Here is a 21,454-nt window from a genome sequence, read left to right as displayed (position 1 = left end):
AGCTTAAGAATGACGAGAAGTGACCGCCGGAGGTAGATCGAATGCCAATAATCTTAACCTATTGTTGCATTAAATCGCGTACCGGCTGAAACAGTTTAACCGGTCTCCCTACTGTTCCATATTTTAACTCTGTTGTCAGAAATCCACATTGTTCCAGGAATTCCAGATATCTGCGAACTGTTACCCTTGTAAGATTAACACCCTCCGCGACTTTTTCTGCTGAAACCTGTTCGTTCGTCTCACGCAAATAAGAGATAATTTGCTTTAGGGTGAGTTGATTCAACCCTTTGGGCAAACCTTGTTGTCCAAGGCAACATTGCTTGATAAGATCATTCAGGATTCCATCGGCCTCTTCCATTTTGACATCCGCCAAAGGTAAATATTCCACTTTTGCGACCTTTGGGATAATAACTTGACTCATTTCGTCAGCTATGCCCTCAAATCGTTCCACCATTTGGTTAAAAGCAACCACCAGGTCACGGATCTCTCCGGCATCAGATACATTGACTTCCTCAGCAGCTTGTTGGGTGGCTACATTCCGCGACCCAAACGTAGTTTCATGTAATAGACTAATGACGATTTTCCGGCTAAAAAAATAAGTTACTAAACCAACAATCAGGGTCAATCCCAAGCCGAATAAAGCCAATTGAATTAGCGAATAAGATATAAATTCCTGTGCGTAACTTCGAGAAATTCCAACGCCGAAGATTCCGATAATATCCCCATTTGCGTCACGAATGGGTTCGTAGGCTGTCTGGTAAAGCTCCCCAACGACATCCGCTTCACCAAGGTAAGTCTGGCCTTTTATTAAAACGGTCTGAGCAGCAATATCCGACACCTTTGTTCCAATCGCTCTCTCTCCATTTGCACTGCGTACAGCGGTGGCGATGCGGGTATCTCCGAGAAATAAAGTTACTGTATCGCCGGTTAAATCAGCTAAATGATCTACAAGTTCCGCGTTATGGGAAATTTGAGTTTGTCCTTTGTAAAGCATGCCATCTTGTACATGCCAGGGACCAGGGTTGGTGAGATTAATGATTTCCATACCCATTGTTAAATCTGTATTTGCCTTAATAATTGCTGCATCCACCGCCCGCACACGCATATGCCACCCGAATACTACGATTAAACTCACAGCCAAAACACACAGTGAACTAAGCAGCAGGAAAAGAATTTTATGTTTTAGTGAATGCAAATATTATACCTCCTCGGAGATCATTATCTCAATCTTATTCGCGATCTAAAATAAAAAGCCTCTTTTTTTGGGAAAGTATATTTTTGAATAAGCACCCCATTACGGGAAGGAATTAACCGCCCCCACGTTGAATCTGTATGCAAGACAAGAAGGCAAAAGCTCAAAGCTCAGATATAGGAGGATGGTAACCATGTCCTTGTTTCGGGTGCTCTATGAGATCCTAACTCAAAATGGCTGGGAATTCGATTTTGACAATAAAAATGAAATTATCAAACTTGAGATCCGAGGCGTTAATTCTGATTTCCATGCTTTCCTTCTTGTTGATGAAGAGCAAGAATCCTTACTCTGTAACACGCATATTAAACAAAAAATCCCTCCCTCCAAACGTCTTGAAGTCTGTGATTTCATGTGTCGTGTTAACTATGAACTTGCCAATGGTAATTTTGAAATGGATATGGATAACGGAGAAATCAGGTATCGCACGTACCTTGATCTGGCTGATGCAGAACCTTCCAAAGAGCAGGTACTAAATATTGTTTGGAACGGTGTTCTTAGATTTGACACATATTATCCTGGTTTAATGAAACTTGTATACGGGGATTACAGCGCAGAAGAGGCCGCTGCTTTTTGCGCTGAGCAGGATAATTAAACATCATTTATTGTATCCAGAATAGGAAGGCTCTCTATTTTTAAACAATAATTACCTGAGTAATTTAATTTCTCTAACACATAATAAGAATGTTTCGGTACACAAACATTTAAAGGAGGGTACCTATCATGGCAAACAATAATACACCAGCTGCTCAAGGTGCTTCACAAAAATTGGATCAATTTAAGTATGAAGTAGCAAATGAAATGGGCCTACAACTTGGTGGTGACCGCACTAGTCGTGAAAACGGTTCTGTCGGTGGCCAAATGACCAAACGGATGATTCAATTCGCTGAAGAACACCTCAAGGGTGGAAGCAGAATCTAGCATTGATCAGGTTTCCAAAAGGTGAAGAGGGATATTGAAAAGATATCCCTCTTCATTATTTTCTCTTATTATTTTCGTTATAAAGCATTATTAATATGTCAGCATACTGCCCACCTATTCACATACGGAAGCCAGTTCGTTCATTAGGCGGGTATAATTCCCTATTTTTCAACGGTATACCCAGCATCTTCAATAGCTTTAATGAGTTTTGTACGTTCAGCATCTCCCGTTACAAGGGCTTCATTGGACGCGAGATCGACTTTAACACTTTCCACACCACTTACCACAAGAAGCGCTTTTTCAACTCTCAATTTGCAATGGGTACAAGTCATGCCTTCAACCTTAAGAATGGTTCGGCTCATTTTATTCACCTCCGCTTTCAGAAGCCAGAGATCAGAGGCCTGATGCCAGATGACAATTAACTTCAGTAATATTTTTATACTTATTCTCTAAAGCACTTTCAATTGCCGGCAGAGGAAAACTAACTCTGCTCCCCAAATTCTCTCTTAAGACTAACCCTCTAGTTTCTGGTCATACCTTCTCAACATCAGCGAACTGGCAACTACGGACACGGAGGAGAAGGCCATGGCTAGTCCTGCCCACTCGGGCGGTAATAGTTCCCCGGTTAAGGGATACAGGACGCCTGCGGCTATCGGGATTCCAATGGTATTGTAAATCAAGGCCCAGAAAAGGTTTTGCTTAATTTTTCCGAGCGTTTTTCGCCCTAAACGAATAGCCCGTTCCACATCAAGGAGATCATTACGGACTAACACCACATCCCCTGTTTCCTTGGCCACATCGGTTCCTGAGCCGATGGCAATTCCGATATCTGCTTGGGCTAAGGCCGGGGCGTCATTAATTCCATCCCCCACCATCGCCACCTTGAAACCTTGGTCTTGATATTTCTTGATAATATTAATTTTATCTTGCGGTAATATTTCGGCAATAACCTCATCAATTCCGATCTGCTCTCCGACCATATGGGCGACTTTTTCATTATCCCCCGTAAGTATTAAGGTCTTTGAGCCTAACTGATGCAGCCTGTTAATCGCCTCTTTGGTGCTCTCTTTAACCACATCCGCCAGAGCGATGAGCCCGATCACCCGGCCGCCTAAAGCAATAAAACTGGTCGTTTTGCCCGCTTCAGCCAGGCGCTGAAAATCCTGTTCAGCTTCCTGAACATCTATACTGTGCAAGTGCATCAGCTTAATATTGCCAATAAGTAACGTCTGCCCTTCCAAGGCGCAGGTAACCCCATAGCCCCCCTCTTCCCGATAATTCGTCACTTCTTGAATGTCAAGCCGTTCTTGCTTAGCCTCTGCAACAACAGCCTGGGCCAAGGGATGAATGGATGGGTTTTCACCTGCTCCCGCAATTTTGAGAACATCCTGTTTTGAATAAGAGGAATAAGGTATTATATCTGTTACAGCGGGAGTTCCTTTGGTCAACGTCCCCGTTTTATCAAACCCAATCACTTGTAAGTGCGCAATCCCTTCGAGTACAGCTGCGGATTTAAATAAGATACCGCGATTTAACCCTACCCCGCTGCCCACCATAATAGCTGTAGGAGTAGCCAGCCCCAAAGCACAGGGACAAGCGATCACTAAAACAGCTATAGCGGCTGTAAAGGCAAAAACGAACGTACTTTGCAATGCAAAATACCAGACCAAAAAGGTAATGAGCGCTAAAAAGACCACCGCTGGCACAAAGTAATTGGCAATGGTATCCGCCAGGCGTTGAATCGGAGGTTTTACCCCCTGGGCATCTTCCACCATTTTGATAATCCCGGAAAGTACCGTATCCTTACCTGTTTTGGTGGTTTTTACTTTAATACTTCCCGATCGATTAATCGTCGCCCCGATCACAGGATCTCCTACTGCCTTATCGACGGGAATGGATTCCCCGGTAAGCATGGCCTCGTCAATGCTGGCTTGTCCTTCCACAATCTCGCCGTCTATCGGTATTCTTTCTCCGGATTTAACGCTGACAATATCACCGATCTTTAGATCTGAGGCTGCTACTTCCTTTTCTTTCCCATTTACAAGCAGGCGCGCTTGATCAGCCTGCAGCTCGAACAGCCGTTGTAAGGCCTGACCGGCCCGCCCTTTCGCTTTTGCCTCGAGATATTTTCCAAAACGCACAAAGGTAATCAACAAGGCTGACGTATCAAAAAAATTGGGTCCTGCAAAGAAAAGCGTTGGGAAGAACATATGCAATGTTGTCATTAAACTATACCCATAAGCAGCTGTAATACCCAGGGCAACCAGGACATCCATATTGGCTGAGCGGTTTTTCAAAGCATGGAAGGCACTACGATAAAATGCCCAACCGGCCGTAAACTGGACAATAGTTGCCAAGGCAAGGATCGTATACATCATCGGCGCTGTCATGGGGAGAAACATGAGCGGCATAATAGGCAGAGCAAGAACCGCACTGAAGATGAGCCAATTGCGCAGTTTAAGCGCGTTGTCCTCTTGGCTTTCAGCCTTGTGCTCCAGGGGAGTATACCCGGCATCCCTCACTTGCTCCAGGATCTCTTTCATATTAACAAGGCCCGGATCAAACTCAACAGAAACCGTTTCACTTGCAAAGTTAACAGCAGCGTTTTGGACACCTCGCGTACCTTTAAGCTTTTTCTCAATCGCCAGGGCACAATTTGTGCAGGTCATCCCACTCACTTTAAATTGTTGTTTTCTTCTGTCTTCATTTAGAGCGGCATAACCAAGATCAACCGGACTTTGATCTTCCTCGGCAGGTTTGTCCAGCGAATAACCGGCTTCCTCGATTTCTAGACGAATATCAGCCATATCGACCTGTTTCGGGTCCCAAGCAAAGACCGCCTTAGAACCTTCCAATGACACCTGGACCTGTTCCACACCCGGAAACTTTTCTAAGATCTTAGCGACATGGTTAACACAGTGCTGACAAGTCATACCGTAAACTTGAATTTCCTTTTCTTCTCTGATCATTTGTTCAGTCATTATTTTTCTCCCTTTGGGCACCTTGGTGAACTCGCTTCTCGCTAAAGCTTAAACATCGTGACTTCGGTGACATGAGTCTCCAGTGAAGACTTTATACCCCCCCTATTCCATATGTCAATATTTAAATATTTTCTTCTCCGCATGCCCCATTTTCTCTTTCGATTCTGCCTTTAACGATATTTTCACCCTGGAGAAAACCGGCCACAAAGAACGAACCGGGCTTATCAAATACGGCCAGAGGTTCTCCTTACTGCAGGATTTTCCCCTGGTTCATCACAAGTACCTGGGTACCCGATTGCAAAGCCTCGTTAAAATCATGGCCCTTCCGCTTGATGGACTTCCTGCAGCAAAGTCCGCAGGGAATCCCTTGTTATTAATATAATAGAACTGTTTTCACCCTGAGAAACAGTTCTATTACTTAATGATATTTACTGTACTTGATACATACCTTGGTCTTGCATATAGCGAAAGATTCCTTCTCCGTGTTGCTGTTCTTCCTTTTGAATATGATTTAAAACCTGACGAATTTTAGTGTCCCTAAACTCGAAAATTGCTGTGTTATAAGTACCGGACACATATTTTTCAGTCATTAACATATCCTTACATAGTTTAGCATCTTCTTGGTTGTAGTTTCCTTGGACAGAAGCGGGCATTGGGGATCCCCCTGCCATTTGTTGTTGTCCTTGTTGTTGTCCTTGTTGTTGAGATTGATTTTGTTGCCCTCCTACGTTGGGTATTTGTCCGTTTAAAATTTGGTTTATCGTATTTAAGTGTTCTTGCTCCTGAGCTGAATATGAATTGAAGAGTTGTTTTAATTGTGGATCTTGTGCCTGGTTAGCATATTTCGCATATTTATCGACACAAGTTTCCTCATGGGTCCTTTGATCCATTAATAACATTTTTTCCTTTTGGGATAGCTGCAGTGGCAAATATAACACCTCCTTATTTTAATTATATTATTTACCATATTTTGATTTCTATGTAAGTAGTGTTCTTATGTTTTCATTTGGTACGATGAACCTAATATCCCTATCCTCGGATAAACGCTGCCCAAGGATGATCGAGTGCCCCTCCAACTAAAACTTCCCGGATTTAAAAATAGAGATAAACAGCCATAGTAACATGAGGGCAGCCATAGTAAACCCTACTTCAATCGCCGGGATCTGCCAAAGTAAGATGGGCTCGCGGCCTAAAGCCGAAGCAATAATGAGGGCAGCCATAACAATACTAAACGCGAGCAAAACAATACTAAAGGAAAGCTGATTCGTGATACGGTCCAATTTCCTCAGAAAAATATCAAACCCCGGAACGCTAACTTCTAAGCGAATCCGTCCTCGCTTCAAGTTTTGAATTAAATCCTGCATATATCTGGGAAGATCCGCCAGAAGATCACTATAATCCAAGATGTCATGCCATATTCTCCCAGCGATCGTGCTTGGTCGGTTGCGTTCCTTAAGAAGGCGAATACCAAACGGTTCAGCCATATCCATAACGCTAAGTTGGGGATCGAGTTTTTCTACGATCCCTTCCAGGGTCAGGAAGCACTTAGCTAATAAGGCGAAATCTGAAGGAATGCGGATTTGATGGCGAAAAGCAACTTTAAATAGGTCATTAATCGCCCCACCTAGACTGATACGACTCATGGGGACATCCATATACTTTTCCCGCAATTCATCGATATCGTTGGTCAAAAGAGGTAAATTAACCTCAGCCGGAATTATCCCGATTCGCAATATTGCTTTAACCATACTCCCCGTACTTTTGTGCATCATACCAATCACCAGCGAAGCAAAGTTTTGCTTCATATCAAAAGTAAGTCTACCGGCCATACCAAAGTCGATAAACGAAACCACACCGCCCTGCAAAAGAAAAATATTCCCTGGATGTGGATCCGCATGAAAAAAACCCTCGATTAATACCTGATGGAAGAGAGCCCGCACAAGTTGTTCTGCTATGACTTTCCGGTCATACCCTTTTTTTTCGATCTCCTCAAACTGATTGAGTTTCACCCCTTCCACCAATTCCATCGTAAGAACGGTTCGAGTTGAGTAATCCCAATAAATCGCGGGTATATGAATCGTCGGATCGTTCTCAAACTGTTTGGCCATTTTCTGAGCATTTCTAGCCTCAATGCTATAATCCAGCTCATTGTGCAGCGACCTGGCAAACTCCTCAACAACATCTCGCAATTGAAGACGTTCCATCCGTTCCATACGGTGTTCCGCCAAAGTGGCTAAATCCAGAAGAATTTCCAAGTCAGTTTCGATCATGGTCTTGATCTGAGGGCGCTGCACCTTAACAGCAACCAACTCCCCGGTCCGCAACTGCGCACGATGGACCTGACCAATGGAAGCCGCCGCAATCACCCCCTCATTAATCCAAGCAAAAATCTCCTCCAAGGGGGAACCGAGTTCCTCTTCAATAATCCTGGTAACTTGTTCAAAGGAAAATGAGGGAACGTTATCTTGAAGTTTTTCCAGTTCCTTTAAAATCTCTTCCGGAATGATGTCTGCACGAGTGCTGGCAATCTGCCCAATCTTGACATAAGTCGGACCAAGCTCTTCAATAACCTGGCGTATTCGCTCCCCGACCGTCATGGGATCAGTCTCTTCCATATTCGTAAAGAGCCGTTTGGGTAAGGAAAGCATATGTAAAAGTCCCATTTCTTCCACAAAGAACCCAAAACCGTGGCGGGTTAGGACCTTAGCAACATCTCGATAGCGTTTAATATGGCGTATCCTTTTCCCAATCATAAGAAAACGTCCCCTTTATTCCCGGTTCATAGTTTCGAAGACCGAACATCGCATCACGCTCATCGTCTATCTGGTCCCTGGATAAATTCCCAAATTTCAGCTGATAAACTAAGGCTGGAAAGTTTTCAAATACCCAGTCCACTAATAGAGGCCTGAACGCTATTCAGGCCTCTATTAGTTTGGTATTTGCTTGCTTACTTGTTTTCCAAGTCTTGAATACGTTGCTCCAAACGCTCCAGATCAGCTTTAGTGGGAATATTAAAGTCCCTGAGAAGCTTTTCCATTTGCTCATGAATACGGGCATTCATTTCTTTCTTCTCTGCTTCCCCCTTTTCGAACAACTTACGTGCCAGTTCCTTGGATTCAGCAGCAGAAACATCCCCCTTTTTAACTAACTCGTCTACAAGCTTCTCGATCTGTTCCTTACTAACTACCGCTAATCCCAAACCAAAAGCCAGCCCCTTGTTAATCAGATCTTTCATGCCAGGTTCCCCCTTTGTCCGTTAAAGTCCATATACGATTAGCCTTCGTTGATTATAATGACCGAAACCTATTAATATTCTTGGGTTCATTATGATTGTTTACTAAAACGGTTCAACTTATTTACTTGGAAAATTATTCTCGGATATATCCATATTTTAAAAATAATCCCCTTGGATTTCAACAAGGAACTAACCCACTCCAGCGTTGATAAAGCGTATGTTCAATCCCAAACTGATCCAAGACTCTTCCGACCACATGATTGCTTAAATCCTGAATTTCTTTCGGATGGTGATAAAATCCAGGCGAAGCAGCCATAATTGTTGCGCCTGCTCGTGCCAGCCGCAACATATTTTCCAAATGAATAATATTGTAAGGCATCTCACGCGGGACAACAACAAGCGGGCGGCGTTCTTTCAAAGTAACTTGTGCCGCTCGTGCCAGAAGATGCTCTCCCGTACCGGTCGCCATTAAGCCAAGCATATTCATCGAACATGGGATCACCACCATCCCGTGGGTACGATAAGAGCCACTGGCCAGCGAAGAAAACAGGTTTGTATTTTCATGGATATGTACGTTTTCCGGCAAAGCCGCCCGTTCGATTCCCGTTTCATAGACAAGTATTTTTTCTCCGATCGAGGACATGACCAATTCAATCTGCCAGTCCATTGCAGCGAGGACATTAATTAGCGTGAGTGCATAGATTGAACCACTTGCCCCTGTCAGTCCAACAATCAAATGTTTTCTCACAAGGCACCTCCATCATCAAACTCCTTCAATAGGCGAATTTAATTATTGACAAACTCTCAATCTCATCATATAATAAATTTTGTTATGCGGTCGTGGCGGAACTGGCAGACGCGCTAGATTCAGGTTCTAGTGCTCGCAAGGGCATGGGGGTTCAAGTCCCCCCGACCGCACCATATAAAGCTAGACATTGAGGGATTTACAAAGTATTTAGTAATCTCTCTTTTTATTATTTCACTTTTTACTAATGTTTGCTAATGGTCTCTTTTTCCATAGTATATTATATATTTGCGGCTCTGCAAAAGAATTATCTGGAAGAAGGTATATTTTATATTTGTGATTTTTTTAACTGCCCTGACAATAGCTTTCTCGGGTTCCATGATGCCTGGTCCCTTACTCACATACACTATTAAGCAATCATTAAATAACGGTCCCTATGCAGGATTTATTATAATTGTGGGACATGCGATACTTGAGATTATTATAATTGCTTTGATATTTATGGGATTCGACATTATTCTGCAATCTAACTCTGCCCAAATCAGTATTGGTATCATTGGTGGATTATCGTTAATTTACATGGGCTCTGATATGATCTTCAATTCCTTGAAGAAGAAAATTAAGATTGAATTGGACAATAACAAATCCAGTGGAAGAAATATGTTGCTTTCCGGTATTGTAATTAGTGCCGCCAACCCTTATTTTTTTATATGGTGGGCTATTATTGGCCTCGGCTTTCTCCTGCAAGCTTACAAAGCGTTTGGTGCCGCAGGAGTATTTGTGTTCTATATAGGGCATATTGCAGCCGATTTTATATGGTACGGGTTGATTTCCATAATCGTTGGCACAACACGTAAATTTATTAAAGAAACCCTGTATCGGATTGTCATTATTGTGCTTGGCTGTTTCTTAATTTTCTTTGGCGGCAGTTTTCTTTACAAAGCAATTATAATCCTGATTTGAGTATCATTTAACAATTACCCTAGGGGGTTAAACGAAGGTAATCAAATGTAATCAAATACTTTTCCCAGATATTACCCAAAATTCCCTTGAATATCTGTTTTCAATATGGGTAAATTAAATTTAGCTTCAATATCAAAAGCTCACAAATTAAAGGAGGTTATTGATCATGGCTAAGTACAAATTACCGGTAGACAAAAACACAATCTCTTCACAAATGAATGTTAAATTAGGTCCGGATGCTACTTCTCGCCAGAATGGTTCTGTTGGCGGAGAAATGGTTAGGAAAACTTTTGAAAGCTTAGGTAAATGGTAAATCATTAAATCCCTGTCAAGATCATCAAAGGGAGTGCCGTAAAACTACTTTTGAGTAGCCAGCGATACTCCCTTTTTATATACACGGAATGATCTTCAGTTCAACCTTGAACTCGTCGCTATAAAGCCAAATTCACAAAGTGAGGACAAGGCGTATCACCTAGTCTTCATAAACACCATCTGGCCTCTGTATGGATGTATCGATAACCTTGGGGCAAAGTATTAGGTCTTTTTCCATCGTTCGAGTTTATGAATATTCCGGGTATATAATGCGGCTATTAACCTTGGAAAACCAAACTCGACAATTTTGTTCTTCATGAGTTGTTTCATTTCATTAGCTGTAATGCTCGGTAAGGTAAATACACCATTTTGATAACAGTGACCACAATAAACTTGATTCTTAGTTTCTTCGCTTCCATCATTTGAAAATGGCATTCCGCAACTTTGGCATTTTTTATATTTCATCATTAGATTCCTCCTTTAGCAGCTGTGAATTTCCCTTTCAGCGACTACACAAACTACACTGTTTTATCATCACGAGTTATCATAATTATTTTAGTTAATATATTGTAGTATCCGCCGTTTTAACCGCATACTTTCCTATTCTTCAACTGCACATCATTGACAATAATACATTTTGAGTCTAAAGTAATTGTTGAGAGTCATATTACTGACGGATGTGGATAACCACAAGGGAGTATGATTGAAAGAGCCGACCGTCTGGGCAAACGACCTGGGTAGTTGGCATTTTATTAAAAAGGAGCTTTTCTGCTATGACTGAAATGAAACTAAAATATGGATGCAATCCCAATCAGAAACCGGCACGCATATTTATGAAAAATGGTGCGCTGCCGGTAAAGGTTCTAAATGGAAATCCAGGCTACATAAATTTATTAGATGCCTTTAATGGTTGGCAGCTAGTGAAAGAACTTAAGCAGGCAACCGGTTACACTGCCGCCACATCTTTTAAGCATGTTAGCCCGGCCGGGGCAGCGATAGGAAAGCCTTTAAATGAAACCTTAAGAAAAATATATTTTGTGGATAATCTTGAGTTGTCGTCTCAGGCATCAGCCTACGCAAGGGCAAGAGGAGCAGACAGGATGTCGTCATATGGCGACTTCATCGCTTTATCCGATATTTGTGACGTTTCCACAGCAACACTCATTGCCAGGGAGGTTTCGGACGGCATTATTGCTCCCGGGTATGAAGAAAAAGCACTTGACATTCTAAAAAACAAGCGCAAAGGTAGTTATACGATCATCCAGATCGACGAAAATTACAAACCAAATCCGATTGAACAAAAGAACGTTTTTGGAATTACATTCGAACAGGAAAGAAATGAAGTTAAGATTTCGGAAGAATTGCTCCGAGAAATTCCAACCCAAAATAAAGAAATCCCCAATTATGCAAAAACTGACCTGATAATCGCGTTACTCACCCTGAAATTTACGCAATCAAATTCTGTGTGTTATGTGAAAGACGGTCAGGCAATTGGAATTGGAGCCGGGCAGCAATCAAGGATCCATTGCACACGTCTGGCAGGTGATAAATCGGATAAATGGTATTTGCGCCAAAATCCCAAGGTACTCAATCTCCCGTTTAAGGAAAGTATTCGGCGACCTGACCGTGACAATGCGATCGACATCTACCTCTCTGAAGATTATACCGATATCCTTTCCCCAGGCTATTGGGAAGAAATTTTCACAAAAAGACCCTCTCCGTTTACCTATGAAGAAAAAAGAAGGTGGTTGGATACTTTCACAGGAGTATCATTGGGATCCGACGCTTTCTTCCCTTTCGGAGACAATATTGAGCGGGCACACAAAAGCGGTGCTGAATTTATTGCACAGACCGGCGGGTCAATTCGTGATGACCATGTAATTGCGACCTGTGACAAATATAACATAGTTATGGCTTTTACTGGAGTCAGATTGTTTCACCATTAATTATCCTTCAAAGATAATGTCGATTTGTGACATATTCGCTCATCCATCAATATGAATATTCAGATCGTCCCAAATTCTATAGGGTACATAATTTGGGACGATCTGGCAAGTGATTTCAGTATGAGACCTCTTACAATCCGGACTATGCCCCCGGAAGATTGCGGCGGGGGTAGAGTGTGGCAGACCGGGACCTTACGATTATTAACCGGTCTTTCGATGGGGCATTGTTTCTAAGGATGATGAATAACTAACAATTCCATTTTTCTTTTTGATAAATTCTTCAGCAATTGACGGGAACAACAAATAGCTTAGGACATCTTCATCGCTTGAAGTAATATCCTTAAGTTGTTCTTTGGCCTTTTCAAAGGCAGGCTCTAACGTGTCGGCATATCTTCCCGGCAAAGGTTGTTTTTTCTTAAGAGCTTTTTTAGCAACCTCTTCGTTAATCGGTCCGGGTACCTTGCCGTACTCTCCCATAAAGTAGTTAATTACTTCTTTAATAACAATTTTATATCGTTCACCCGTTAAGACGTTAAAGACAGCTTGCGTTCCAACGATCTGGCTGGTTGGAGTTACAAGCGGAGGATATCCCAGGTCTTTTCGAACCTTAGGGACTTCATTAAGTGCCGCATCCAACTTTTCCATAGCATTTTTCTCTTTAAGTTGGGATATTAAATTGGAGAACATCCCGCCAGGAATCTGGTAGACCAAGCTTTCTGGTTGAGGAGTAAGTAATTGAGGATCAAGTATTCCGGAATAAATAAACTCTTCCCTGACTGGTTTGAAAAAGTCATTAACAATTTTTAATTTACTGACGTCCAAGCCGGTAGAATAGCCGGCATTCTCTAAAGCGAAATACATTGTCTCCGTAGGGGGTTGGGAGGTACCGCTGGAGAAAGAAGAAATAGCACAATCTATACCGTCTACTCCGGCTTCTATTGCTTTTAAGTAGGCCATTTCCGCCATTCCATTAGTACAGTGGGAGTGGAGGTAGATCGGTAATTTCACAGTTTGCTTTAATTCCTTTATGAGATCAAAGGCAACCTGAGGCATTAAAAGGCCCGCCATATCTTTGATACTAATAGAATCGGCACCCATTTCCTCCAACTGTTTAGCCAAGTTCCGGTAATTCTTAACATCGTGAATAGGGCTCACTGTGTAGACAATGGTTCCCTGAGCATGAGCTCCTTGTTTCTTGACTTCATCCATAGCGACTTTAATATTATTTAAATCATTAAGGGCATCAAAAACACGGACAATATCGATACCGTTAGCCACAGCAGCCTTGACAAAGTTACGGACTACGTCATCAGGGTAGTGTTTATAACCCAGAATGTTTTGGCCCCTAAGAAGCATTTGTAAGGGTGTTTTGTTCACAACTGCTTTAATTTTTCTCAGTCTATCCCATGGGTCTTCATTGAGGAACCTTAGACAGGAGTCAAAAGTTGCTCCTCCCCAACATTCTAAGGAGTAGTAGCCAACGTTATCAAATTCCTTGAGAATAGAGGCAAATTGTTCAAAAGCCAATCTTGTCGCGATCAATGATTGGTTACCGTCTCTTAAGACGGTTTCTGTAAAATTTACTTTTCTCATTTTTTTCACCTCGCTCTCTCTTGTATATGAAACTTATTTAAGTATTGTGAGCTAACATACATCTATGCTAGCATAAATATTAGAATATTCAAGAATAATACAATATTCATGAGCGCGGGGCATCTGCAATATGGTTTATCCGTTACAGTAATCCTTTTTCTGCACAACTAACGTAGTCTTCTCCTGAAGCAATTATATGGTCAAGCACGGATATGGAAATCTGTTCTAAAGCGACTTGAATCCTTTTCGTTACTTCAATATCTTGCGGCGAAGGAGTGGGACTCCCTCCAGGGTGATTGTGAGCCAGAATGACACTGTGGGCTTTATGTCTCAAGGCCGTTTCCACAATGACCCTTGGGTAAACCGGCGCTTGGTCAATGGTCCCCTCATGGACAAGCGCCGGATATATAACTTTATGTTGGGCATCCAGACAGATCAGATAAAAAACTTCATAGGTTCTTCCCGCACAAAGCGTTAGGACATACTCCCCCGCTTTGGCAGTGCTATCGAGGGTAGGTCTTGTTCCCCAACGATCTTTAAGATAAATACGTGCCAGAGAAGGTATAAGCGCTAGTAAAATAGCTGAGTTCTCTCCTAAACCCGGAGTCTTAGCCAAATCTTTAGGGTCGGCTTCCAAAACTCCAGACAAAGAACCATATTTATTAATCAAGGAATGGGCGAGTTCGTTGGTGTCCTTTCTGGGTATGGCATAAAACAACAGAAGTTCTAGAATTTCATGATCTTCAAAGCCGTCCAGTCCTTCTTCGAGGAATCTATTTTTCGATCTGCTTCTGTGTCCTTCATGCATGGAACAACGTCATTCCTTTCGTGTTAACTTCCCTGACGAAGTCTTGAGCAAACACTTCAACATGCTTCCTAATTATTCCTTCCGAATTAACAATTATTTTATGTAGACAACACAAGAGCGTCCCAACTCTCTGACAAATGATAAAGAAAGCCTATTGGGTACTATGCTCAATCTAATAAACACAGGGACTTCGAAAAATATATTCACAAATTCTTGACAAATTCTTATCATGTTCTCCTCTTAAATTGGGCATTATAGGATACGTTCCAGTTAAACTAAACTATAAGGAGGAGTGCAAATGTCGAAAAAGTTTGCAGTGAGTTTGCTAACCTTTGCTTTCCTGGCTTTGAGCGCTGGAACGAGCTTAGCCGCGCCAGATCCTGCCAAACTTGATGAGCTTAAAGCGTTAAACCAACAAATGTATACGCTGAAAAAGCAAATGGTGGACAAACAATTGGAAGCAGGCCTTCTCGATCAGGAGAAGTCCGCCAAGATTAAAACCTTCATCGAGAAGCGTCAACAGCAGATTGAAGAAGACTTTGCTAAGGGACAATACACTGGCTTTGGGAAGAAACACGGTCAGGGCTTTAACAAAGAGTGCAAACGCAAGGCTCAAGACTCTCCCACAACGAGCCCTTCTCCAAGTAACACTTAATCTATAAGTAACCTTACAGATTATGAACTGGAACTTGTCCCGATTGGGGCTGTGTGAAAACACAGTCCCTTAAAAATAAAGTGGAGGACTTGACATAAGCCAAGTCCTTTCTTTTGTTTAGTCTGTTAAACCAAGGCGCTTATTGCGCCAATAGCTGGAATAAATGGCTCCCAAGGGATTGTGGGCCAACAAACGGTCTTTAACTATGAGTGTGGATACTGGAACAGAGGAGTGGCGGTTGAAGATCATGTCATGTCCTACGCAGAGACCGACGGTGAAGTTTAATTCAGTTTTAGCGTCATTTAATAGTTTGGCTTGTATAGCCGGATTACACATGGCTTCAAAGCGGTCCGCTTGGATTTGTTCCAGACCAAGCCGGTGTTTATCCAAGCCACAGACTTTACAGCATACGGAGTGTACGGTGAAAAATTTCCGGAAATATTGCCCAATATAGTTGGCTTCGGTAGCTAAGCCGATACAAAAGGCCAAACCGATGACTGTACAGCTCATCTCTTGGGCAAATTTTACGCTTTCTTCCAGGCGCGACAGCTGCATATAATAACGTCCTTCAACTTTGGCTGCCGCCGTCATGAGCTGTCGGTCAATTGGATCATACACTGCTTCGATTTCAGCAGATTGGAGACCAAGGCAGTTTTGTCCAGTGTAGCAATTATGATGTTCGCATCGTGCGCACTGCATCAGATCATCTCCCTGGATATAGATCGTTTATCAAACGTCACTAGCGCTAATCAGTCGTATCCCCAAAAAGTAAAACCCCCTAAATACCAAGGGGATACGCTGGATTCTATGAGAGACACCAAGGTTTGGTGTCTCTACCCTTGAGCATGCCCATGGTCATGCTCAAGGCAGACCGATCCGGTACTCGTGAGATTACCTGAAGCATACGACTTTGCCACATCAACCACATTTCCTGAGGCTCCTGTTACTACTTCCAGCCCTATCGCCTTGAGGCCATTAATCATGCCTCCGCCAATACCTCCGCAAACCAGCACGTCTACTCCATTACGTTTAAACATACTTGCCAGTCCTTCGTGCTGATGCTGAAGACCTGATGCACTAAGTAGTTCTACAAATCGGGCTTCTTTATCTTCAATTTCAAACACTGTAAATCCCGCTGCCCTCCCGAAATGAGCATCCACGAGCTCACCTTTAGTTGGAATTGCGATCTTTTTTGACAGGCCACAACAACGCCGTCTTGACATTTCATCAGCTCCTTTTTTGAGCATATGCTCAATTTAATAATATCCAAAGTTGTATGATAAATCAATGGAGTTAAGAGAAGATTATCCTGAATTTCACAAGTACACAAATGGAGTATTTATGCTATAATAAATGATATATAGAAAGGTTTAATACGATTTATGCAGATAATGTAAGAAAACTTCCGAAATTTATGAAACGCTGTCTCGAATTGGCATTTGCAAAGGTGCCCATTCAGTTAACGGCGAAAGTTATCTAGGAAAAAAGGGAGTTAAAACTATGAAAGATAGTATTGAAGGTGTCGTAATTGGAGTAATTGCTGAAATAGCTAAAGTGAAAATCAATAGACATAGTGACTGCAGCAATTGTGGTTTGTGTCCGGGCGAAGACGCGATGGTTCTTGATGCCCTAAATACCCTCGACACTAAACCAGGGCAAAGAGTCATCCTTGAAATTAAGGAAAAAAATATGCTTAAGGCCGCTTTTGCTGTTTATATCTTACCACTGGTAGCAGTAGCGGGCGGAATATATCTTGGCTATTTTCTTGCGTCCATTTTTAAAATTGCGGATATATTGCCCATGACCATAGGCGGAGTAGTTTTCGGTTTATTGGCAATTTTGGCCATCAAACGGCTTGATATATCGTTACAATCAGCTACTGAGATGCCGGAAATTGTAAAAATAATTCAATGACTTTTCAAGGAGATGTTCTGATGTTTAATAAATTCAGGTGGGGGATTCACCCTGAAACGCACAAAACACCTACGGAAGGTAAGGTGATTGAAAGTGGGCCATTGCCAGACAAAGTGATTCTACCAGTCCGACAACATCTTGGCGTTCCTTGTGCGCCTATTGTCAAGAAAAAAGATTGTGTCAAAAAAGGACAAATAATAGCCTCCAGTGACGCACCTGTGTCAAGTAATGTTCATGCAACTATTTCAGGGACCGTTGTGGATGTTTCGAACAAGCCACACCCCGGATTAGGCGAATGCTTAGCGATAACTATTGAGAGTGATGGTCTGGATCAATGGGCGGAAGGAATTCCGGTTGAGCGCGACTGGAAAGCCTTGGATGCCGATGAACTGATTACTATTATAAAAAATGCCGGCATAGTTGGTTTGGGGGGAGCAACTTTTCCGACTCATATCAAACTTCTCCCCCCAAAGGGTACCGTGATCGATACCCTGATTATTAATGGAGCTGAATGTGAACCGTTTTTAACGGCGGATCACAGGATGATGCTGGAATATACCGGGCGGCTGGTAACAGGAATTTTGATCTTAAAGAAAATTTTAGCGGTAGAAACCGCTATCATCGGGATTGAAGACAACAAAATGGATGCTGTTAAAAAAATGACGGAAGCTTTGGCCGGAACAAACATTAAGGCAGTTGCGATACCAACTCGCTATCCTCACGGCGCCGAGAAAATACTCATCAGAACTTTGACTAAGCGTGAAGTTCCCCCGGGAAAATTACCTCTCGATGTTGGCGTGGTAGTTCAAAACGTTGGTACTGCGGTTGCAGTTTGCGATGCTGTCCAAAACGGAATACCTCTTCTCGAAAGAATTGTCACCGTAAGCGGAAGCGCAATTAAGGAACCTAAAAATCTTAAACTTAGAATTGGTACCCCCTTTGCCGAGGCCATTGAGCTCTGCGGAGGATTGATTTTTGAGCCTGAAAAAATTCTCATGGGTGGTCCTTTTATGGGAATAGCGCAATATACAACCGAAGTGCCAATTATCAAAGGCGTAAACGGGATACTTGCGTTAAGTAAGGAAGATCTCAATAGCGGAATCGATACAAATTGTATTCGCTGCGGCCGCTGTGTAAGTGCCTGTCCGATGGGTTTGAACCCCAGTATGCTAAGCACTTTGGCGGATAAAGGACTTTTTGAAGAAGCAAAAGAGGAGTACCATCTGCTGGACTGTATGGAATGTGGTACTTGCTCATTTGTTTGTCCTGCCAAAAGAAAACTGGTTCACTATCTTCGATATGCCAAGGTTTCAGCCGCTAAGGGGGGTAAATAGATGAGTGTCCTGAATGAATCAGAAAAAGCCGAAAGAAGTCTTCTTAACGTATCCTCCTCACCACATATTCTATCCGCTGACTCTACCCAGAAAATTATGTGGACTGTAGTCTTGGCGTTATGTCCGGCCATAATCTTCGCTGCTTTTCACTTTGGAATGCCTGCTGTGAGAACATTGGCTCTTGGTGGTTTATCCGCTGTTTTCTTTGAAGCTTTAGTCCAAAAAATTCAGAACAAAGCTATTACAATCAGTGACGGCAGCGCCTTAATAACCGGTTTACTTTTGGCAATGTGTTTGCCTCCTGAAGTTCCGTTCTTTCTTCCTATCGTAGGTTCTTTCATTGCGATTGTGATCGCAAAACATTCCATGGGCGGGTTAGGGTTTAACATTTTTAATCCGGCTCATATTGGCAGAGCAGCCTTAATGGTTTCCTGGCCAGTGGCCATGACAGCCTGGACAAGCATGTCTCCAACAATAGATACGGTTACCAGCGCTACTCCTTTAAACGTCTTGAAACAACAGGGGTATGATGCTTTAGTCACTTCGTTTGGAAGTGCGTCGCATATGTATGAGTCCTTATTTTTGGGGCTAAGAAACGGGAGTATTGGTGAAACGTCTGTTTTATTACTTGTCTTAGGAGGATTAATACTCATCTATAAGCGCTATATTGACTGGCTCGTCCCGGTTGCGATGATTGGTACGGTTGGGCTGCTAACCTGGATATGCGGGCCCAAAGGGTTTTTTACCGGCGACCCACTCTTCCATATGATGGCCGGCGGCTTAATTATCGGTGCGTTTTTTATGATTACGGATATGGTTACAATTCCGATAACCAGAAAAGGCCAAATAATTTTTGCGGTTGGTGCCGGCGCAATAACCGTTCTGATAAGACTTGCGGGAGGTTATCCTGAGGGAGTTTGTTACTCTATTCTCTTGATGAACTGCGTGACACCATTAATTGATCGTTTTGTACAACCAGTGCGATTCGGAAGGAAGTGAGATAATATAATGGCACAGGAACATACCGGCAATAATAACAGTATATTAAAAATTGCTCTAAATCTTATCTGCGCTTGTCTTATATCCGGGCTTATAATTGCCGTCGTCTATACATTAACTGCGAGTACGGCAGCAGCGAAACAAGACGAATTGAAAGAAGACTCTCTGAAAAGTCTGGTAACAGCAGATAATTTCCAAGCAATAGAAGGTAAGCCTGAGTGGTCTGCAGCTTTGAAAGATGGCCAAACTATTGCCTACATTGTACCTGCCGAAAGCAAGGGTTATTCAGGAGCAATTAAGCTGCTTGTGGCGATTAGCCCTGATCAAAAGGTTATAAAGTATTCTATACTTGAAAGTAAGGAAACACCTGGTCTGGGTGATAAAGCCAAAGATGAACCGTTTGCCGGACAGTTTACCGGCAAGAGTGTTGAGCAGCTTGACCCACTTGAAGATGTAACAAAGACTAGTGAAAATGGGAAAATTCAGGCTATTAGCGGTTCTACGATAACATCAAGAGCAGTTACCAAAGCAGTGCAAGAAGCAGTTGAGGAAGTTACTGTTTTCGTACAAGGAGGGCAATAACATGTCTGAAATATGGAAAATATTTTCCAAAGGTTTAATTATGGAAAACCCGATATTTGTACTGGCATTAAGCCTTTGTCCCGCTTTGGCTGTAACATCTTCAGTAGCAACTGCCATAACAATGGGTCTCACCGTTATGTTTGTTTTGTCAACTAACAATGTTGTTGTTTCACTAATCAGAAAGCTTGTCAATCCTAAGGTGCGTGTCCCAATTTATATTATTTCAATTGCCACCATTGTTTCCGTTGCAAGCTTATTACTTCAGGCCTACTTCCCGCTTTTATTTAAAGAATTAGGCATTTACCTTGAACTTGTAGTTGTATTCGCCATTATTTTAGCCCGGGCGGAAGTGTTTGCCTCCAAAAATTCAGTGATTCGCTCTTTCTTTGATGGTTTTGGCATGGGTTGTGGTTTTGCTTTGGCAATGGTAATCATCGGTGCGATACGTGAATTGCTTGGGAATGGAACCATCTTAGGATTTGCTGTGATGGGAGAATCCTATCAACCGGCCTTAATAATGATTCTGCCTCCAGGCGCCTTTATTTTGATCGGATATTTAGTCGCCCTGGTCAAAATAATCAATGAGCGTTGGGAAAAACGTCAAGGAATTAGAGGTGAAGCTGCATAATGCAAGAATATTTATTACTCTTTGCTAGCGCAGTAGTTGTAAATAACTTTGTCTTAACGAGATTTTTAGGTCTTTGTATTTTCTTTGGAGTATCCAAAAATGTTAATGCTGCAGTTGGAATGGGCATGGCGGTTACTGCTGTCATGACTCTTAGTTCGATGTGTTCCTGGGTTGTCTATGATTTAGTATTGGTACCATTAAATTTAACTTTTTTAAAATTAGTCGTTTTAGTTCTGCTGATCGCTAGTTTTGTGCAGTTACTGGAAATGATCATCCGAAAATATGTCCCGGCTTTGTACAAAATGTGGGGAATTTACTTGCTTTTAATCGCAACAAATTGTGTAATTCTCGGTGTTCCGCTTATTAATATTGAATCCAGCTATTCCTTTGCCTTAAGTACCGTAAATGCTTTAGGCGCCGGAGTTGGATTTGCGTTAGCTCTTGTTTTGATGGCAAGTTTAAGGGAAAAGTTGAGACTTGCCGATGTACCCAAGTCACTTGAAGGTTTGGGAATTGCTTTTATCCTGGCAGGTTGTCTGTCATTAGCGTTTTTTGGTTTTTCAGGAATGATTAACATTTAGAAAGGAGG

General features: G+C 42.3%; 24 protein-coding genes, 1 tRNA gene and 1 riboswitch. Of the genes, 13 read left to right on the top strand and 12 right to left on the bottom strand.

Annotated features, from left to right (window positions below; translation table 11 throughout):
* Positions 1-58: 58 nt before the first annotated feature.
* Positions 59-1,195 (bottom strand): cache domain-containing protein, encoded by a 1,137-nt coding sequence (locus AC6I5A_RS08795; protein WP_034614568.1) that lies wholly within the window; start codon positions 1,193-1,195, stop codon positions 59-61.
* 190 nt (positions 1,196-1,385) lie between these two features.
* On the opposite strand from AC6I5A_RS08795, the gene AC6I5A_RS08790 reads away from it, so the two are divergent.
* Together AC6I5A_RS08790 and AC6I5A_RS08785 are read left to right on the top strand one after the other, a co-directional pair.
* Positions 1,386-1,844 (top strand): YbjN domain-containing protein, encoded by a 459-nt coding sequence (locus AC6I5A_RS08790; RefSeq protein WP_034614567.1) that lies wholly within the window; start codon positions 1,386-1,388, stop codon positions 1,842-1,844.
* 128 nt (positions 1,845-1,972) lie between these two features.
* Complete coding sequence (locus AC6I5A_RS08785; RefSeq protein WP_034614566.1) at positions 1,973-2,170, top strand: alpha/beta-type small acid-soluble spore protein; 198 nt, start codon at positions 1,973-1,975, stop codon at positions 2,168-2,170.
* Positions 2,171-2,331: 161 nt separating this feature from the next.
* Here AC6I5A_RS08785 and AC6I5A_RS08780 read toward each other — a convergent pair whose 3' ends face one another.
* The 6 genes from AC6I5A_RS08780 to AC6I5A_RS08755 all read right to left on the bottom strand — a co-directional run bounded on the left by AC6I5A_RS08780 (position 2,332) and on the right by AC6I5A_RS08755 (position 9,134).
* The gene (locus tag AC6I5A_RS08780) at positions 2,332-2,532 is read right to left on the bottom strand and encodes a CopZ family metallochaperone (RefSeq protein WP_034614565.1); all 201 of its coding nucleotides are present in this window, start codon (positions 2,530-2,532) and stop codon (positions 2,332-2,334) included.
* 150 nt (positions 2,533-2,682) lie between these two features.
* Complete coding sequence (locus tag AC6I5A_RS08775) at positions 2,683-5,151, bottom strand: heavy metal translocating P-type ATPase (RefSeq protein ID WP_034614564.1); 2,469 nt, start codon at positions 5,149-5,151, stop codon at positions 2,683-2,685.
* Positions 5,152-5,579: 428 nt separating this feature from the next.
* Positions 5,580-6,050, bottom strand: coding sequence for a spore coat protein (locus AC6I5A_RS08770; protein WP_497900619.1), 471 nt, complete (start codon positions 6,048-6,050; stop codon positions 5,580-5,582).
* Between the two features lie 177 nt (positions 6,051-6,227).
* On the bottom strand, positions 6,228-7,904 hold the full coding sequence (locus AC6I5A_RS08765) for an ABC1 kinase family protein (RefSeq protein ID WP_034614561.1): 1,677 nt from the start codon (positions 7,902-7,904) through the stop codon (positions 6,228-6,230).
* Positions 7,905-8,098: 194 nt separating this feature from the next.
* Entirely contained in the window at positions 8,099-8,386 is a 288-nt protein-coding gene (locus AC6I5A_RS08760; protein WP_034614560.1) for a phasin family protein, read from the bottom strand.
* A gap of 178 nt (positions 8,387-8,564) precedes the next feature.
* The gene (locus tag AC6I5A_RS08755) at positions 8,565-9,134 is read right to left on the bottom strand and encodes a UbiX family flavin prenyltransferase (protein WP_034614559.1); all 570 of its coding nucleotides are present in this window, start codon (positions 9,132-9,134) and stop codon (positions 8,565-8,567) included.
* 86 nt (positions 9,135-9,220) lie between these two features.
* Between AC6I5A_RS08755 and AC6I5A_RS08750 the strand changes: the two genes are divergently transcribed.
* The 3 genes from AC6I5A_RS08750 (at position 9,221) to AC6I5A_RS08740 (ending at position 10,407) form a co-directional block, all read left to right on the top strand.
* Positions 9,221-9,307 (top strand) — tRNA-Leu (locus tag AC6I5A_RS08750).
* 160 nt (positions 9,308-9,467) lie between these two features.
* On the top strand, positions 9,468-10,094 hold the full coding sequence (locus AC6I5A_RS08745) for a LysE family transporter (protein ID WP_497900613.1): 627 nt from the start codon (positions 9,468-9,470) through the stop codon (positions 10,092-10,094).
* Positions 10,095-10,260: 166 nt separating this feature from the next.
* Entirely contained in the window at positions 10,261-10,407 is a 147-nt protein-coding gene (locus AC6I5A_RS08740; RefSeq protein ID WP_034614558.1) for a small, acid-soluble spore protein, alpha/beta type, read from the top strand.
* 221 nt (positions 10,408-10,628) lie between these two features.
* On the opposite strand, the gene AC6I5A_RS08735 is transcribed toward AC6I5A_RS08740, so the two are convergent.
* Positions 10,629-10,874, bottom strand: coding sequence for a zinc ribbon domain-containing protein (locus tag AC6I5A_RS08735; protein WP_034614557.1), 246 nt, complete (start codon positions 10,872-10,874; stop codon positions 10,629-10,631).
* A 188-nt stretch (positions 10,875-11,062) separates the two neighbouring features.
* A riboswitch (ZMP/ZTP riboswitch) is annotated at positions 11,063-11,139 on the top strand.
* Between the two features lie 40 nt (positions 11,140-11,179).
* On the opposite strand from AC6I5A_RS08735, the gene AC6I5A_RS08730 reads away from it, so the two are divergent.
* Positions 11,180-12,352, top strand: coding sequence for a phosphoribosylaminoimidazolecarboxamide formyltransferase (locus AC6I5A_RS08730; RefSeq protein WP_034614556.1), 1,173 nt, complete (start codon positions 11,180-11,182; stop codon positions 12,350-12,352).
* A 201-nt stretch (positions 12,353-12,553) separates the two neighbouring features.
* On the opposite strand, the gene AC6I5A_RS08725 is transcribed toward AC6I5A_RS08730, so the two are convergent.
* Both AC6I5A_RS08725 and radC read right to left on the bottom strand, forming a co-directional pair.
* Entirely contained in the window at positions 12,554-13,945 is a 1,392-nt protein-coding gene (locus tag AC6I5A_RS08725) for a pyruvate carboxylase subunit B (protein WP_034614587.1), read from the bottom strand.
* Between the two features lie 142 nt (positions 13,946-14,087).
* The gene (gene radC / locus AC6I5A_RS08720; protein WP_034614555.1) at positions 14,088-14,753 is read right to left on the bottom strand and encodes a RadC family protein; all 666 of its coding nucleotides are present in this window, start codon (positions 14,751-14,753) and stop codon (positions 14,088-14,090) included.
* A 298-nt stretch (positions 14,754-15,051) separates the two neighbouring features.
* On the opposite strand from radC, the gene AC6I5A_RS08715 reads away from it, so the two are divergent.
* Positions 15,052-15,408: a DUF2680 domain-containing protein gene (locus AC6I5A_RS08715; protein ID WP_034614554.1), complete on the top strand. Its 357-nt coding sequence runs from the start codon at positions 15,052-15,054 to the stop codon at positions 15,406-15,408.
* A 117-nt stretch (positions 15,409-15,525) separates the two neighbouring features.
* Here AC6I5A_RS08715 and AC6I5A_RS08710 read toward each other — a convergent pair whose 3' ends face one another.
* Complete coding sequence (locus AC6I5A_RS08710) at positions 15,526-16,107, bottom strand: DUF1847 domain-containing protein (protein WP_034614553.1); 582 nt, start codon at positions 16,105-16,107, stop codon at positions 15,526-15,528.
* Between the two features lie 134 nt (positions 16,108-16,241).
* Positions 16,242-16,607, bottom strand: coding sequence for a NifB/NifX family molybdenum-iron cluster-binding protein (locus AC6I5A_RS08705; RefSeq protein ID WP_034614584.1), 366 nt, complete (start codon positions 16,605-16,607; stop codon positions 16,242-16,244).
* A gap of 301 nt (positions 16,608-16,908) precedes the next feature.
* Between AC6I5A_RS08705 and AC6I5A_RS08700 the strand changes: the two genes are divergently transcribed.
* From AC6I5A_RS08700 to AC6I5A_RS08675, 6 genes are read left to right on the top strand one after another with little or no spacing between them, the layout of a single operon-like run.
* Positions 16,909-17,322, top strand: a complete 414-nt coding sequence (locus tag AC6I5A_RS08700; protein ID WP_034614552.1) for a SoxR reducing system RseC family protein — start codon at positions 16,909-16,911, stop codon at positions 17,320-17,322.
* A gap of 20 nt (positions 17,323-17,342) precedes the next feature.
* A complete protein-coding gene (gene rsxC, locus AC6I5A_RS08695; RefSeq protein WP_034614548.1) occupies positions 17,343-18,656 on the top strand; it encodes an electron transport complex subunit RsxC in 1,314 nt (437 codons plus the stop codon).
* Complete coding sequence (locus AC6I5A_RS08690; protein WP_497900612.1) at positions 18,657-19,655, top strand: RnfABCDGE type electron transport complex subunit D; 999 nt, start codon at positions 18,657-18,659, stop codon at positions 19,653-19,655.
* A gap of 9 nt (positions 19,656-19,664) precedes the next feature.
* Complete coding sequence (locus AC6I5A_RS08685) at positions 19,665-20,237, top strand: RnfABCDGE type electron transport complex subunit G (protein ID WP_034614545.1); 573 nt, start codon at positions 19,665-19,667, stop codon at positions 20,235-20,237.
* A gap of 1 nt (position 20,238) precedes the next feature.
* The gene (rsxE, locus tag AC6I5A_RS08680; RefSeq protein WP_034614542.1) at positions 20,239-20,865 is read left to right on the top strand and encodes an electron transport complex subunit RsxE; all 627 of its coding nucleotides are present in this window, start codon (positions 20,239-20,241) and stop codon (positions 20,863-20,865) included.
* Positions 20,865-21,446 (top strand): electron transport complex protein RnfA, encoded by a 582-nt coding sequence (locus tag AC6I5A_RS08675; RefSeq protein WP_034614539.1) that lies wholly within the window; start codon positions 20,865-20,867, stop codon positions 21,444-21,446. Before rsxE ends, AC6I5A_RS08675 begins: the two co-directional genes overlap by 1 nt.
* Positions 21,447-21,454 lie beyond the last annotated feature (8 nt).

Source organism: Desulfosporosinus sp. Tol-M2 (assembly GCF_059735615.1).
This window is presented reverse-complemented; position numbering and strand designations above follow the sequence as displayed.

Excerpts from the sequence above, each read along its gene's own strand:
- AC6I5A_RS08780 (WP_034614565.1), bottom strand. The coding sequence starts at position 2,532 with ATGAGCCGAACCATTCTTAAGGTTGAAGGCATGACTTGTACCCATTGC.
- AC6I5A_RS08725 (WP_034614587.1), bottom strand. The coding sequence starts at position 13,945 with ATGAGAAAAGTAAATTTTACAGAAACCGTCTTAAGAGACGGTAACCAA.
- AC6I5A_RS08735 (WP_034614557.1), bottom strand. The coding sequence starts at position 10,874 with ATGATGAAATATAAAAAATGCCAAAGTTGCGGAATGCCATTTTCAAAT.
- AC6I5A_RS08775 (WP_034614564.1), bottom strand. The coding sequence starts at position 5,151 with ATGACTGAACAAATGATCAGAGAAGAAAAGGAAATTCAAGTTTACGGT.
- AC6I5A_RS08710 (WP_034614553.1), bottom strand. The coding sequence starts at position 16,107 with ATGCAGTGCGCACGATGCGAACATCATAATTGCTACACTGGACAAAAC.
- radC (WP_034614555.1), bottom strand. The coding sequence starts at position 14,753 with ATGCATGAAGGACACAGAAGCAGATCGAAAAATAGATTCCTCGAAGAA.
- AC6I5A_RS08770 (WP_497900619.1), bottom strand. The coding sequence starts at position 6,050 with ATGTTATTAATGGATCAAAGGACCCATGAGGAAACTTGTGTCGATAAA.
- AC6I5A_RS08730 (WP_034614556.1), top strand. The coding sequence starts at position 11,180 with ATGACTGAAATGAAACTAAAATATGGATGCAATCCCAATCAGAAACCG.
- AC6I5A_RS08715 (WP_034614554.1), top strand. The coding sequence starts at position 15,052 with ATGTCGAAAAAGTTTGCAGTGAGTTTGCTAACCTTTGCTTTCCTGGCT.
- AC6I5A_RS08790 (WP_034614567.1), top strand. The coding sequence starts at position 1,386 with ATGTCCTTGTTTCGGGTGCTCTATGAGATCCTAACTCAAAATGGCTGG.
- AC6I5A_RS08760 (WP_034614560.1), bottom strand. The coding sequence starts at position 8,386 with ATGAAAGATCTGATTAACAAGGGGCTGGCTTTTGGTTTGGGATTAGCG.
- AC6I5A_RS08690 (WP_497900612.1), top strand. The coding sequence starts at position 18,657 with ATGAGTGTCCTGAATGAATCAGAAAAAGCCGAAAGAAGTCTTCTTAAC.
- AC6I5A_RS08700 (WP_034614552.1), top strand. The coding sequence starts at position 16,909 with ATGAAAGATAGTATTGAAGGTGTCGTAATTGGAGTAATTGCTGAAATA.
- rsxE (WP_034614542.1), top strand. The coding sequence starts at position 20,239 with ATGTCTGAAATATGGAAAATATTTTCCAAAGGTTTAATTATGGAAAAC.
- AC6I5A_RS08740 (WP_034614558.1), top strand. The coding sequence starts at position 10,261 with ATGGCTAAGTACAAATTACCGGTAGACAAAAACACAATCTCTTCACAA.
- AC6I5A_RS08685 (WP_034614545.1), top strand. The coding sequence starts at position 19,665 with ATGGCACAGGAACATACCGGCAATAATAACAGTATATTAAAAATTGCT.
- AC6I5A_RS08785 (WP_034614566.1), top strand. The coding sequence starts at position 1,973 with ATGGCAAACAATAATACACCAGCTGCTCAAGGTGCTTCACAAAAATTG.
- AC6I5A_RS08765 (WP_034614561.1), bottom strand. The coding sequence starts at position 7,904 with ATGATTGGGAAAAGGATACGCCATATTAAACGCTATCGAGATGTTGCT.
- AC6I5A_RS08675 (WP_034614539.1), top strand. The coding sequence starts at position 20,865 with ATGCAAGAATATTTATTACTCTTTGCTAGCGCAGTAGTTGTAAATAAC.
- rsxC (WP_034614548.1), top strand. The coding sequence starts at position 17,343 with ATGTTTAATAAATTCAGGTGGGGGATTCACCCTGAAACGCACAAAACA.